13 protein-coding genes are annotated in these 12958 nt (G+C 71.5%); 8 read left to right on the top strand and 5 right to left on the bottom strand.

Features of this window, described 5'->3' with window-relative positions; genetic code table 11:
* Positions 1-55 precede the first annotated feature (55 nt).
* Positions 56-448, top strand: coding sequence for a VOC family protein (locus ACFXC1_RS27730; protein WP_381247075.1), 393 nt, complete (start codon positions 56-58; stop codon positions 446-448).
* Between the two features lie 95 nt (positions 449-543).
* The gene (locus ACFXC1_RS27725) at positions 544-1308 is read left to right on the top strand and encodes a VOC family protein (protein ID WP_381247072.1); all 765 of its coding nucleotides are present in this window, start codon (positions 544-546) and stop codon (positions 1306-1308) included.
* Between the two features lie 27 nt (positions 1309-1335).
* Here ACFXC1_RS27725 and ACFXC1_RS27720 read toward each other — a convergent pair whose 3' ends face one another.
* The 3 genes from ACFXC1_RS27720 to ACFXC1_RS27710 all read right to left on the bottom strand — a co-directional run bounded on the left by ACFXC1_RS27720 (position 1336) and on the right by ACFXC1_RS27710 (position 6316).
* Positions 1336-3945 (bottom strand): cellulosome protein, encoded by a 2610-nt coding sequence (locus ACFXC1_RS27720; RefSeq protein ID WP_381247070.1) that lies wholly within the window; start codon positions 3943-3945, stop codon positions 1336-1338.
* Between the two features lie 95 nt (positions 3946-4040).
* A complete protein-coding gene (locus ACFXC1_RS27715; RefSeq protein ID WP_381247067.1) occupies positions 4041-4628 on the bottom strand; it encodes a MarR family winged helix-turn-helix transcriptional regulator in 588 nt (195 codons plus the stop codon).
* Positions 4625-6316, bottom strand: a complete 1692-nt coding sequence (locus ACFXC1_RS27710; RefSeq protein ID WP_381247065.1) for an FUSC family protein — start codon at positions 6314-6316, stop codon at positions 4625-4627. The genes ACFXC1_RS27715 and ACFXC1_RS27710 overlap by 4 nt, the downstream gene beginning before the upstream one ends.
* Before the next feature lie 186 nt (positions 6317-6502).
* On the opposite strand from ACFXC1_RS27710, the gene ACFXC1_RS27705 reads away from it, so the two are divergent.
* From ACFXC1_RS27705 to ACFXC1_RS27690, 4 genes are all read left to right on the top strand, one after another.
* On the top strand, positions 6503-7060 hold the full coding sequence (locus ACFXC1_RS27705; protein WP_381247063.1) for a DUF5134 domain-containing protein: 558 nt from the start codon (positions 6503-6505) through the stop codon (positions 7058-7060).
* A 106-nt stretch (positions 7061-7166) separates the two neighbouring features.
* The gene (locus ACFXC1_RS27700; protein WP_381247060.1) at positions 7167-8102 is read left to right on the top strand and encodes a M56 family metallopeptidase; all 936 of its coding nucleotides are present in this window, start codon (positions 7167-7169) and stop codon (positions 8100-8102) included.
* 49 nt (positions 8103-8151) lie between these two features.
* Positions 8152-8796 (top strand): phosphatase PAP2 family protein, encoded by a 645-nt coding sequence (locus tag ACFXC1_RS27695; protein WP_381247057.1) that lies wholly within the window; start codon positions 8152-8154, stop codon positions 8794-8796.
* Between the two features lie 25 nt (positions 8797-8821).
* Positions 8822-9517, top strand: a complete 696-nt coding sequence (locus tag ACFXC1_RS27690) for an HAD family hydrolase (RefSeq protein ID WP_381247054.1) — start codon at positions 8822-8824, stop codon at positions 9515-9517.
* 46 nt (positions 9518-9563) lie between these two features.
* Here the strand turns inward: ACFXC1_RS27690 and ACFXC1_RS27685 are convergent, their stop codons facing one another.
* A complete protein-coding gene (locus tag ACFXC1_RS27685; protein WP_019069429.1) occupies positions 9564-9812 on the bottom strand; it encodes a DUF2630 family protein in 249 nt (82 codons plus the stop codon).
* Between the two features lie 261 nt (positions 9813-10073).
* Here ACFXC1_RS27685 and ACFXC1_RS27680 point away from each other — a divergent pair, with 261 nt between their 5' ends.
* Positions 10074-10766 (top strand): TetR/AcrR family transcriptional regulator, encoded by a 693-nt coding sequence (locus tag ACFXC1_RS27680; RefSeq protein WP_381247052.1) that lies wholly within the window; start codon positions 10074-10076, stop codon positions 10764-10766.
* Between the two features lie 22 nt (positions 10767-10788).
* Here ACFXC1_RS27680 and ACFXC1_RS27675 read toward each other — a convergent pair whose 3' ends face one another.
* The gene (locus tag ACFXC1_RS27675) at positions 10789-11250 is read right to left on the bottom strand and encodes a DUF6214 family protein (RefSeq protein ID WP_381247049.1); all 462 of its coding nucleotides are present in this window, start codon (positions 11248-11250) and stop codon (positions 10789-10791) included.
* A 233-nt stretch (positions 11251-11483) separates the two neighbouring features.
* Here ACFXC1_RS27675 and ACFXC1_RS27670 point away from each other — a divergent pair, with 233 nt between their 5' ends.
* The gene (locus ACFXC1_RS27670; protein WP_381247047.1) at positions 11484-12830 is read left to right on the top strand and encodes an FAD-dependent oxidoreductase; all 1347 of its coding nucleotides are present in this window, start codon (positions 11484-11486) and stop codon (positions 12828-12830) included.
* Positions 12831-12958 lie beyond the last annotated feature (128 nt).

The following is a 12958-nucleotide window of genomic DNA, read 5'->3' as shown; positions in this document are numbered from 1 at the left end:
GGCGCGGCTCGGCAGTGACGAGAGTAACGCGGCCCGCGGACTAGGCTCCGGCCGCATGGTGCACGTACTGAGCAGCCGTATCCTGCTGCGCCCGACCGATCCCGACCGTTCCCGCGCCTTCTACGGTGAGCAGTTGGGGCTGCCCGTCTACCGGGAGTTCGGCACGGGGGTGGAGCGCGGGACCGTCTACTTCCTCGGCGGCGGATTCCTGGAGGTCTCCGGACGTTCCGACACCCCGCCCTCACCCGCCGTGCGGCTGTGGTTGCAGGTCGCGGACGCGGGGGCCGCGTACGAGGAGTTGCGGGCGAAAGGGGTCGAGGTCGCGCGGCCGCCGGTGAAGGAGCCATGGGGGCTGGTGGAGATGTGGGTGGCGGATCCGGACGGGACGCGGATCGTGCTGGTGGAGGTGCCGGCGGATCATCCGCTGCGGTATCGGCCGGGGATCTAGGTCTACGGCGGGCAAGGGCCGTTCCGTGTCGGTTGGCCGGGGTCGTGGCCCGGGCTTAGCGTGCTGGAAGGGGTACTTCCTGCGGAAGGAACGCCATGAAGCTCGACAGGCCGGTGACCGGCGGGCCCTGTTGGGTCGAACTCGGGACCAGTGACCTCGAGGCGGCCAAGGGGTTCTACGCGGACGTGCTCGGCTGGCGTCCGGAGACCGACCCTCGGCAGGAGGCCGGCGGCTACACGGTCGCGCACGTCGGGGACGCGGCGGTCGCCGGCCTGACACCGCTGTTCCAGCAGTCGCAGCCGGTGGCGTGGAACGTGTCGTTCGCGGTGGCGGACGCCGACACGACCGCGGAGCGGGTGCGCACGGCCGGCGGGACGCTGCTGATGGAACCGGCCGACGTGTTCGACATCGGGCGCTTCGCGGTCGCCCTGGACCCGGGCGGGGCCGCGTTCCAGATGTGGCAGGCGCGGACCTTCCCCGGCGCCGGGCTGTTCAACTCGCCCGGCGCGCTGGGCTGGGTGGAGCTGCTGACACGGGCGCCGGAGCGGGCCGAGGCCTTCTACACGAGCGTGTTCGGCTGGACCGTCCGGCCCTCGGCGCACTACCCGCAGTGGGGCATCGACGGCGCCGACTTCGGCGGCATGATGGCGATGGACGACAAGTTCCCGCCCCAGGTGTCCCCGCACTGGCTGCCGTACTTCGCGGTGAACGACGTCCACGCGACCGCTGCCGCGACGACCGCGGCGGGCGGTGCGGTCCTCATGGAGCCCCGGTCCGTCGCCGACGTACGGCGGATCGCGGTGCTGCGGGATCCGCAGGGGGCGGTGTTCGGGGTGCACGCGGCGGGCGGGGACGGCTGAGCCCGTTCGCCCGCCCGCCGCCCGCCCTCAGGCCAGCGGTGTCACCGTCACCTGGTCGATCACGGGGGCGTACGCGGAGCGTTGGCCGTACTGGTTCCTGGACCGGCCGTCGTGGTCCGGGAGTTCGTCGGCCGTGAACGTGAGGGTGTTGGCGCCCTCGTCGAGGGTGACGGGGACGGTCAGGTCGTGGAAGTTGTTGAAGTGGAAGGTCGTGGGGAACAGGACGCGCCGCGGGGCGGCCCCGTTGACCGCGATGTCCGCGTGACGGCAGACCGGGTCCGGGTTGTAGTGGGTGGCGGGCGCCTGCTCGCCGTTGGAGTAGCGGATCGTGAGCGCGTGCCGGCCGGCCCGCTCCGCCGTCACGGTGAGGGTGAGGGCGTTCCCGGGTCCACCGCCGATGCCGTCGACCGCCTTGCCGCCGGTGGCGAACGTGTGGGCGCCGGTGACCCGGGCGCTGCCGGTCGTTGTGCCCTCCTCGGCCGGGTACGTCGAGGTGGGCAGGAGGCCGCGTGAAGGGCCGGTCCGGAGGCGGTCCAGGACGAGGGCGTCGGAGGTGGCGGTGACGGTGACCTTGTTGATGCCCGACGTAAGGAAGAGAGGAACGGAGGATCGTTCAACAATCCCCACGTTCTCACCGTTGATCGTCAACTCGCCCTCCCCGAGGCCGATCCTGTCGACGGTCACCGTCGCCTCCCCGTCCTCCGCCGCGTGCACCCAGAAGGTGGCGGAGCCACCCCGCGGCAGTACGGCGGCACCCGGGCCGGAGGCTCCCCTGACCGCGTAGTCGACGCGCGCGCCACCGCCCAGGACGGCGAACTCGGCGTCGTACAGCGCGGACCCGGCCACCTGGTCGTCACGCAGCGCGAGGTCGAGCTTGTCGACGACCGCGTCGCCCCGCGTGACACCGAGGTCGGGGTCCTTGGCGGCGAGGGTGACGGTGTGCGCGCCGGCGGTCAGTTCGACCTGGGTGTCGGCGTGGCCCCACACCGCCCACTTGTAGCCGAGCGGCAGCCGGAGTTCGCGCGGCCGGCGGCCGTCGACGCGGAGGAAGACGTTGGTGGGTCCCTGCTCGCGCACGGCGTCGGCCAGGTTGTAGGAGTTGGCGAAGACGCTCACATCGTACGTCCCGTCCTCCGGGACCTCGACCGAGAAGGCGAGCACGCCGTCGGAGCCGGTGCGGAGTCCGCCCACGTGGTAACCGGTCGAGGTGGCGAACTTGTCGACGTCGGACGGCGATCCCTCGGGCCCGTTCAGGGAACGGCCGCCACCGAGGTAGGTCGCGTCCTCGGCCTGGTACGTCCGCCGCCAGCCGACCGAGGGCGGCAGCGCTACGGCCCCTTCGCCGCCCGGGGACAGGATCACCTGGTACGCCGACATCTCCTCCAGGTCCGCCAGACGGAGCGTCACTTTTCCGTCCACGACGGGGAGTTCATGGTCGGCGAGCCGCAACGGCTGTGCGGAGGCGCCGACTTGGCCCGTCCAGCGGATCTCCAGGAGCCGCGCGTGAACGGTCGTACCGAAGACTTCGGGGTCGACGCGCTCGAACACGACGTCTGCCGAACCGCCCGCGCCGCCGAACAGCACCCGCGCCTGCCGCTTGTCCCGGTCCAGCGCGGCGACGCCCTGGAGCGTGTACTGCACGTTCGGATGGGGCGCGGTGACCTGGACGGTGTTGCCCGTGAACTGGCCGTAGGCGTTGAACAGCCACCACTGTCCGTTGCCCTTGTTGGCCTCGACCGCCGAGTCGTTGAGGTTGCCGTCGATGTTCCAGTACGCCATGTCGGCGTCGACCTTGGACTCCTCGATCGCGGCGATCCACTGGATCATCTGCCCCGGGACGGACAAGTGGTAGTTGTGGGCGTACTCGTTGATGTTGACGGGGAGTGGCCCGATGCCCAACTCCCTTTCCAGGGAACGGTACTTGGCGACGTTCGTGCGGATCTCGTCCGGCGAGGACAGCTCGTGCCAGGTGACGATGTCGGGCAGTACGCCCTCGGCAGCCGCGAACTCCAGGAAGCCCTTGACCTCGTCGTACAGTTCGCAGGTGTTGGGGCCGGCGATGCGGGCGTCGGGATCGAGCTCCTTGATGAGGCGGTAGATGTCCCGCCAGGCGGTGAAGTAGGCGCGCGGGTCGGTGCGCCAGGAGGTCCCGTCGTAGCTCCACTCCCCCGTGCCGAACATGTTGCCCTCGGGCTCGTTGAACGGGACGTACACGACATGGGACCGGTACTCGCCGAGCGCCAGCACCTGTTCGACGTGCCTGCGGACGCGTGCCGTGAAGTCGGCGAGGCGCTCGGGGCCGGTGGCGCCGGGCCATTCGTAGGGGAAGCCGCGGTAGATGTCGGTCAGGTAGACGTAGACGTCCTTGCCGCCCGCCTCGACGAAGGGGCGCAGCATCTCCAGGGCGTCGGCGCCCGGGTGCTGGACGCCGTCCTGGGCCTTGGTGGAGACCGTGCGGACGTACATGCCCTCGACGACGTTGCGGCTGGGGACGCCGTCGCCGTAAAGGCCGTAGAGCGTGCCGCTCGCGCCTCCGTGGAAGGGGCCCGTGTCGGTGCCGAGGTCGATGGTGAGCTTCCCGGAGGTGGGGGCGGCGGAGGCTTCGGCTGCCACGGCATCAATTCCCTTGTTCGGCATGTCGTACGACAGTCGGCGTCCCGAACCGACCTGGTCGAACGTAGGGAGATCACGCGCCTCACGTCAACGGTCCGCCACCGCTCACCTGCGGCGGCTCAGACGCGCAGCACGCCGAGCCGGCCTTCCAGCTGGACCAGCAACTCGCCCAGCAGTGTGGCCAGTTCGCCCTGCCCGGGGGTGTCCAGGCCGGCCAGCACGGCGGTCTCGTAGGCGAGTTGCTCGGGCAGGATCGCGTCGACGAGTTCGCGGCCGGCGTCCGTCAGGCGGACGTGCGCGACGCGGCGGTCGCGGGTGTCGCCGCGGCGCTCGACCAGTCCGCGTTCGGTGAGCTGTTTGAGGCGCTTGGTGACGGCGGCACCCGAGGAGAAGGTCTCCCGGGTCAGCTCGCTCGGCGTCAGCTCGTGCCCGGTGCGGCGGAGCGCGCCGAGCAGGTCGAACTCGGGGCGGCTGAGCCCGGCCCGGCGCAGCGGCGCGTCCTCGGCCTGCTGGAGCAGGGCGGCACACCGGTTGATTCGGCCGATGATCTCCATCGGCCCGGTGTCGAGACCGGGGTGCACGGCCTGCCACTGCCCGACGACGGCGGCGACGGTGTCGTGGTGGGGCGCGCTCGGCGAGGGGTCGTCGCGGGCCGCATCCGGAGAGACACCGTTTCCGTCCGCCGGCCGTCCGTTCATTGACGTCATCCCCGTACGCCCTCCGTCTTCCTGCCCGTGCGCCGATCCGCGGCCGGCCCGGGGTGCGGTCCCCGGCGTCGTACCGTCGCGGCGAGCGTACGGTGTCCGGACTGCTCGGCGAGCACGACCCGCTCCTGGGGCAGGGCGCGCTGCCACCACTCGCCGGACGCGGCGTCGACTGCGGCGCGCAGTTCGACCAGCGCTGCGGCGAGCGCGCGGTGCGCGGAATGCAGGGCTCCGGGGGCGGGAGCGGGCTCCGTCAGGAGGCGCGTGGCCCGCCCGCGCGCCCCTTCGACCGCGGTCAGCGCCTCCTCGATACGGTCGGTCGCGCGGCGGTTGGTGACGGCGACAGCGGCCACGAGGCCGACCAGGGCGCCGACAAGGGTGTCCACGACCCGCTCGGTGATCAGCTCCCCGGGCTGCTGGGTCCGGGCGAACTCGGTGACGAGCAGCGCCATCGGGGTCACACAGACACTGCCGAGCCAGTAGTTGCGGCCGATCAGCGCCTCGGCGCCGAAGTTGAACGCGAGGCAGCACAGGACGAGGGCCGCCGGGTGGGTGTGCGCGAGCGGTGCCACCCCTGCGAAGACGAGCACGCCCACGAGGTTGCCGACGACCCGCTGCACTCCGCGGCCCCAGGTGAGGGTGATGTTGGCCTGGTAGAGGGAGGCGGCGGTGACGAGGGCCCAGTAGGGGCGGCCGACACCGAGGGCCAGGGAGGCGTAACCGGCGAGTGCGCACCCGATCGCCGTGCGCAGCACGAGGGGGGCGAGCGGGCCGAGCCTGGTCCACAACGGGCGGGCGGGGGTGGCGAGTTCGGCGTCCACACCGAGCAGTTCGGCTACGGCGCCGGCCGGGTCGTCGGTCCGTGGGACCGGTCCACTGCCGCGCAGTTCGCGGGCCCAGGTGCGCAGTAGCGCCGCGTCGGTGTCCGCGGGCGCGGCGAGGGCGACCTCGGCGCGGACGACGAGGCGTTCGAGAGCGCGGCGGGGCTCGGTGCGGACACCCGTGGCGAGCAGGGACTGCCAGGCCGCCTGAATGGCCGCTGCCGTGGCAGCACGCGCGCGTGCGTGGCCGTCGCCGGTGCCGCGGGTGGCGGCGTACACGGCGGCGGCATCCAGTGCCTGGGCAGTGGCGCGGCGCTCGGGGCCGTACGGCCGGACCAGACCGGGTGCCATGCCGACGAGCCACGCCCAGACACCCGCCGTGGCGGCGAGCGCGAGGTGGCCGGGGATCTGGGCGGGCGTCTGCGGTGCGAAGAGCGAGGCGGAGCTGATGAAGGTGAGGACGACGTTGCCCGGCGGGCCGATCCGGGTCGCGTCGCACAGTCCCTTCTGTACTGCGGCCAGGGCGGCGCCGACCGTGACCAGCACGACGCCGTTCGCGGTGAGGGAGGCGGTGACCAGCGCGACGGCGAGACCGCCGATCATCCCGAGAACGACCCAGAGCAGGGCGCGAGCCCGGGCGGCGTAGGGCTTGTTGTGGGCGTAGAGCGCGCACAAGGAGCCGGCCATCGTGTACATCGCCAGGTCGAGGCGGCCCAGGGCGAGCAGGGTAAGGTTGGGCGGGGCGACCGAGGCGACCGCGCTGAGCGCGGGCTTGAACCAGATGTCGGAGGGCCGGCCGAGGCGCAGCACACCGGCGAGCGGAAGGCGTCGGAATCGGGGAGCCCGCGAGGTGGGGGTCGCACTGCTCATGGAAGTGAAGCTTAGCCGGTATTTTACTCGTGAATTAGTTACCTCGGGCACACCTCCGACCTGCCGCGCTCCGCCGAGTGCTCCCCATGTACACCGTTGCGCTCGATTGCGCCCCGGGCGGCACGGGCAACCTGTGACCGATCGTCTACGAAGAGTGAGAACCAGGGTCGGAACGGGGGGATGCGCATGCACGGACCGGCTTCGCCCGGTTGGCTGCTGGTCGCGCTGTGTGCGGCGACCGGGGCCTACTGCCTGCTGCGGATGCGCAGCCCCGTCGAGGAACAGCGGCGGGCCGCCGGCGGCGAGGCCCTGATGGGCTTCGGGATGGCCGCGATGGCCGTGCCCGCCGCGGTGTTCGCACCCCCGTCTTGGGCCTGGCCCGGCTACGCGGCGGTGTTCGGCGCGGCGGCGCTGCGTGCCCTGTGGACCGCGCGCAGGAGCCCGCACCATGTGCACCATCTGCTGGGCACCGCCGCCATGGTCTACATGGCGCTCGCGATGGGCGCCTCCCCCGGACACCACCATGAGCACGAAGGCTCCGGAGTCCCGCTCGTGACAGGGGTGTTGCTCCTCTACTTCGTGGGATACGTGCTGCTGTCGGGCATACGACTGGTGCCCGTGACCGGCGCGGCCGTCGGCGACGGCGGGGGCGGGAGCGTCGGGTGGGGCGACCGGCCGGAGTTGGCCCGGGCGTGCCGGCTGTCGATGGGGATCGCCATGGTCGCGATGTTGTTGACGCTCTGAGGACCCGGCGCTCCGAAGATCCGCGCACTGTACGAAACCGTGGTCTGCGTCACTTTGCCGTGACAAGCCGTACCCCTGATCACCGCGCCGCTCATAGGGTGCTCCCATGATGGTCCCCGCGGCACTGTTGCTGCTCGGCGCCTTGGCCGCCGTCGTCGCCCCACGGCTGCTCGCCCGGGCCGACTGGCCGGACCATGAGCCGGTGCTCGCGCTGTGGGTGTGGCAGTGCGTCGTGGCGGCCGTCCTCCTGTGCTGCGCCCTGTCGATGACACTCAGCGCCGCCGCCGCTTGGCAGGCGGTGCGCGGCCATGTCTTCGCCAACGCCCCGCACGCCGTTCTGGACGCCTATCCCCTTGTGACGACCGGGCCTTGGGCCGCGGCGACCGCGGTGGCCCTCGCGTGCGGCGGCGCCTGGACGGTGGCGATGCTGGTCCGTGAGGTGGTACGGGCCCGGTCTCGGCGTCGGCGGCGAAGGGCCGAACTCCTCGTGCGCGCACCGCTGTTGCCCGGTGAGGAGCCGGGCGCCGAGCCGCTGGTCGTGCTGGAGGGCGAGCGGCCCGACGCGTGGTGGATGTCCGGTCCCGCGCCTCAACTGGTCATCACCACAGCCGCGTTGCGCCGGCTCAACGGGCGGCAGCTGGACTCCCTGCTCGCCCATGAACAGGGGCACGCGCTGGCCCGGCACGACTGGCTGCTGCACTGTTCGGCCGCGCTGGCGACCGGGTTTCCGCAGGTGCCGGTGTTCGCCGCGTTCCGGGACGAGATGCACCGTCTGGTCGAACTCTCCGCCGACGACATGGCCTCCCGCCGCTTCGGCCGCCTCACGACCGCGCTCGCACTCGTCGAACTCAACGAGGACCGTGGGGTGTTCGGGCCGTGTCCGACCCCGCATGCCCATGTCCCGCAGCGGGTGCACCGGTTGCTCACGCCCCCGGACCGGCTCACGACGACTCGCCGCCTGGGGCTGACCGCCACGGCGGCGCTGGTGCCGGTGATTCCGGTGCTGGTGGCGTTCGTGCCGGGGCTGCGGGCGCTCGGCTGAAGTCGACGTGGATCGGCATGGACCGGTCCAGATCGGTGAGGATCGTTCCATGCACCGTCCGTCCCGCCCTGCTCGCCAGCACACCATCGTCGCCCTCGCCCTGGGCTCCGCGCTGCTCCTCACCCTGGTCGCCGTCGAGTGGCGTCCGCTGATCGACCTCGACGGCCGGATCGCCGGAAGGACGCACCTCTGGGCGGTCGAGGACCACGGGGTCACGCAGGTGTGCCGCATCCTGACGGACTGGGTCTGGGACCCTCTCACCCTGCGCCTCTTGTGCGCGGCCACCATGGTGTGGCTGGTGTGGCGGCGTTCCGCCTGGTGGACGGCACTATGGCTGGCGGCAACATGTGCGCTCGGCACACTGCTGCAGCAGACCCTGAAGGCTCTGGTCGGCCGACCCCGCCCGGTGTGGCCCGACCCCGTCGACTCCGCCCACTATGCGGCCTTCCCGTCGGGCCACGCCATGACCGCCACCGTGGTATGCGGCCTCCTCCTGTGGCTGCTCCACCACTACGGCACCGCACCTGCTGTGTGGCGTACGGCCCTGACTCTGGCCGTGATCTCCGTGGCGGGTGTGGGACTGACCCGTGTGTGGCTGGGTGTGCACTGGCCGTCGGACGTGGTGGGCGGCTGGGTTCTCGGTGCGTTCGTAGTGGCGATGGCTGTCGGGGTGCACGAACGGCGGTGGGCGTGAGCGAGTGGCTGCGTAAGATCACCGCATGAGTGCCGTCCTCTTCGACTTCTCCGGAACGCTCTTCCGCATCGAGTCCACCGAGTCCTGGCTGCGTGCCGTACTGCGGGAGACCGGGATCGCGCTGCCCGAGCCGGAGTTGGCCGAGGCGGCGCGGGCGCTGGAGTCGGCGGGGGCGATGCCGGGTGGGGCGCAACCGGAGCGGCTGCCCGAGGAGTTCGCCGAGATGTGGGCGATCCGGGACCAGAGTTCCGAACTGCACCGGGCCGCGTACACCGGCGTCTCCCGCCAAGTCCCGCTCCCCGACCCCGCGTTGCACGACGCGCTGTACGACCGGCACATGACGCCGGCCGCCTGGACGCCGTACTTGGACGCGGAATTCGTGCTGTGGACACTGCGCGAGCGCGGCATCGCCGTGGGTGTGGTGAGCAACATCGGCTGGGATCTGCGGCCGGTGTTCCGCGAGCACGGCCTCGACGCCTACGTGGACACGTATGTGCTGTCGTACGAACACGGCATTCAGAAGCCGGACCCGCGGTTGTTCGCGGTCGCCTGCGAGGCGCTCGGGGCCGACCCGAAGGACGTGCTGATGGTCGGCGACGACCGACGCGCGGACGGCGGGGCGGCGGCCCTGGGGTGCGGGGTGCACTTCGTGGACCACCGTCCGGTCACCGAACGGCCGGACGCTCTGCGCCCCGTGCTCGACTTGATCGGTCAGGGCTGAGCCGGGGCCGGCTCCGGAAGTCCAGGAGCCGACCCCGCCCCACGAGTCACCCCTGATACCCCTCCACCTCGGACTCCGGGCGCACCCGCGCCTCGTCGGGGTTCTCGCCGAACTCCACCTTGGCGCGGCGCTGCCGCAACAGGTCCCAGCACTGGTCGAGTTCGCGTTCCAGCTGGCCGAGGCGCTGGTGTTCCGTGGTGCTGTCGATCGTGCCGGAGGCGAGCGCCTCCCGGAGCTTGCGCTCGTCGTCGACCATCTCGTTGATCCGCGCGAAAATCTGCTGGTCCTGGTCCATGCCCGTGCGCCTCCTCGGCTCGTCACCCGTGCCCACTCTAGGGACGGATCACGTGCCGTGCGACAGATGTGCGAGAAGGCGGCGCCGGACCTTCGACCAAAGGTCGCCCAAGGTAACCATTGGGGTGAAAAGGAGCCGCCCGCCTGAGACGATCCCCCGCGTCGCCCCAGACGGACGGCAGCATTCGACGGATCCCCGCCACGGGGACCCGTATGTCCTGAGTATAGTTGGCTGATAGCCAGTCAACGCAGGAGTTACAGCATGTCCCCGCGAAGCGCCTCGGTCAATGAAGAGTTGCGACGGCGTTCCCGGGAGCGGCTCCTGCAGGCGGCGGTCGAGTTGGTCGGTGAGCGCGGCTTCGAGGCCACGACCTTGGGCGACATCGCGGACCGGGCCGGTTCAGCGCGTGGACTGGTGTCGTACTACTTCCCCGGAAAACGCCAGTTGGTGCAGTCCGCCGTGCACCGGTTGATGCACCGCACGCTGGAGGAGGCGCTGGAGCGCGAGCCGCGCACCACGGACGGACGGGAGCGCATGGCGCGGGCGATCGACGCGATCCTGGGCCTCGCGCACGACCGGCCCGTGCTGATGCGCCAGCACATGGCGGGGCTGCTCCAGGGCGAGGGCTTCGTGCAGTGCCCGGAGCAGCGGCGCCTGGCCGAACTGCTCGGAGAGACGATCGCGCGGTACAGGTCGGGGGGCACCCCGTCCGACTACCCGATGCTGCGGGCCCTCCTCATGGGCGCGGTCTACGCGGCGCTGGTGCCCGGCGTGCCGATGCCGATCCCAGTACTGCGCACCGAGTTGTTCCAACGGTACGGACTCGACTGGGAGTTGGGGATCCCGCCCGACAACGGCACACCGCGCCCGGCGGCCGACACGGACCTCTCACGGTTCTTCGCGACGGACGACCGGTCTGCCGACGACAACCCCACCGAGCCCTCCGCCACCTAGCCCGCCCGATCGACTCACCGGCTCAGCGCCTCGCATGACGAGGTGTCAGATAGCCCGCGTCGCGCGCCTGGGAGATGAGCCGGAGCGAGCGGCGTCGGCTGTGTCCGGTCGCGCACATCACCGCGAGGACGGGGTCGACGCCCTCCTCCTGTGCGGCACGGTACTCCTGGGCGACCAGCCACCGTCCCTCGATGCCACGCGGCCAGGGCGGCCGGGCCCGGCGCGCCCCGCCCGGATCGGCCTCTTCCTCCAGCGGCCCCGCCTCCAGGCCGCACGCCTCGAAGAGCGGCCCCTCGATCCAGTCGGCCAGTACCGTCAAGTCGTCCAGGGACAGGGCCGGTTGGGCTCGTACGTCCTCGACGGAGAGGCCCTGGTCGGAGACCACGGCGAGGGCGTCGACCCGAGCGCCGTCGGGGAAAGCCAGCCGGACATGGAACCACGAGGTGGCACCGTCGTGCTCCTGCACTTCCCACGCGGGCCACACGGAGACGGCGCCGTCCTCCGGGCAGCGATCGGAAAGATTAACAAAGGATGCTTCTAGCACATACGCAACGTAACCGCATGATCACATTCCATACGAACGGACACGCGCGCCCCCGTCGCGTACGGGTCCCCACGGCACCCTGTCAGCGGAGCCCCGGTGGTGGGACCCTGGAGTTGCCAGCGGTCTGACGATTCACCGATCTCCTGTGTGTCTGACGGGTGAGGAGTTCCGCCGTGCTTCGTGTCGCCGTCGTCGGTTCCGGGCCGAGCGGGGTCTACACCGCCCAGAGCCTGGTCCAGCGGGAACCCGGGGTGCTGGTCGACGTCCTGGACCGGCTCCCGTGCCCGTACGGCCTGGTGCGCTACGGCGTGGCACCGGACCACGAGAAGATCAAGTCGCTGCAGAACAATCTGCGCACGGTGCTGGAGCACGAGCGGGTGCGATTCCTCGGCGGGGTGCAGGTGGGCCCCGGCGGGCTGTCGGTCGCGCGGCTGCGGGAGCTGTACGACGCGGTCGTGTACTGCGTGGGCGCCGCCACCGACCGTCACCTGGGGATTCCCGGCGAGGAGCTGCCGGGCAGCTGGTCGGCGACCGAGTTCGTGTCCTGGTACAGCGCCCACCCGGACTCCATCGGCGACGGTTTCGTGCTCGGCACACGCTCGGCCGTGGTCATCGGCGTGGGCAATGTCGCGGTGGACGTCACACGGATGCTGGCGCGCGGCCCGGCCGAGCTGAGCCGGACCGACATGCCGCAGGCGGCGCTCACCGCGCTGGTCGCGAGCGGGGTGACGGACATTCACATGGTGGGCCGACGCGGTCCCTCGCAGGCCCGCTTCACCACGAAGGAGCTGCGTGAACTGGGCGGCCTGCCCGACACCGAAGTGACCGTGGATCCGGCGGAGTTGGCGCTCGACCCGGACTGTCTCGACCCCTCAGCGCTGCCCGCCGCGCAACGCCGCAACGTGGAGACACTGCGCACCTGGGCGGGTCTGCCCCCCTCGGGAGCCGCCCGCCGTATCCACCTCCGCTTCTTCCTCCGCCCCGTCGAACTCCTCGCCGACGCGGGACGGGTGGGCGCGGTGCGCTTCGAGCGGACCGCGCCGGACGGGCACGGCGGGGTGCGCGGCACGGGTCAACTGGAGCACATCGAGGCGCAGTTGGTGCTGCGTTCGGTGGGCTATCGCGGGGTGCCGCTGGACGGACTGCCGTTCGACGCCGAGCTCGGTGTCGTGCCGCACCGGGCAGGCCGCGTCCTGCGCGAGGGGAAACCCGTACCCGGCGAGTACGTGGCCGGCTGGATCAAGCGGGGCCCGACGGGCGTCATCGGCACCAACCGCCCGGACGCCAAGGAGACCGTGACATCCCTGCTGGAGGACGCCTCCGCGCTCGTACGACACGACGCGTCCGAAGACCCGCTCACCGTGCTGCGTGCCGAGGGGATCGAGCCGGTCGAGTGGGCCGGGTGGGAGGCCATCGAGCGGGCCGAGGCCGAGCTGGGGGTCGCGCTCGGGCGGGGCGGTGTGGTGAAACTGCCCGACTGGGAGGCCCTTCGGGAGGCGGTGCGGGCGTCGCGTGCATAGCGGATGGGCATGACACACGGCGGCGACACCTCAGAAATCAACAAACTGTTCAAGGCACTTACGGTCTCGCGCTGTCCGCATGTTTCTCCCCCTCCCCCTCCCCGCCCCCTCCCTCTCCGCCGCTCAGG

Origin of the sequence: Streptomyces hokutonensis (assembly GCF_042751305.1) — a bacterium.
GTDB classification, from domain to species: Bacteria; Actinomycetota; Actinomycetes; order Streptomycetales; family Streptomycetaceae; genus Streptomyces; species Streptomyces hokutonensis_A.
Note: the sequence above shows the minus strand (reverse complement) of the source record. Positions and strands in the feature narration are given on the sequence as shown.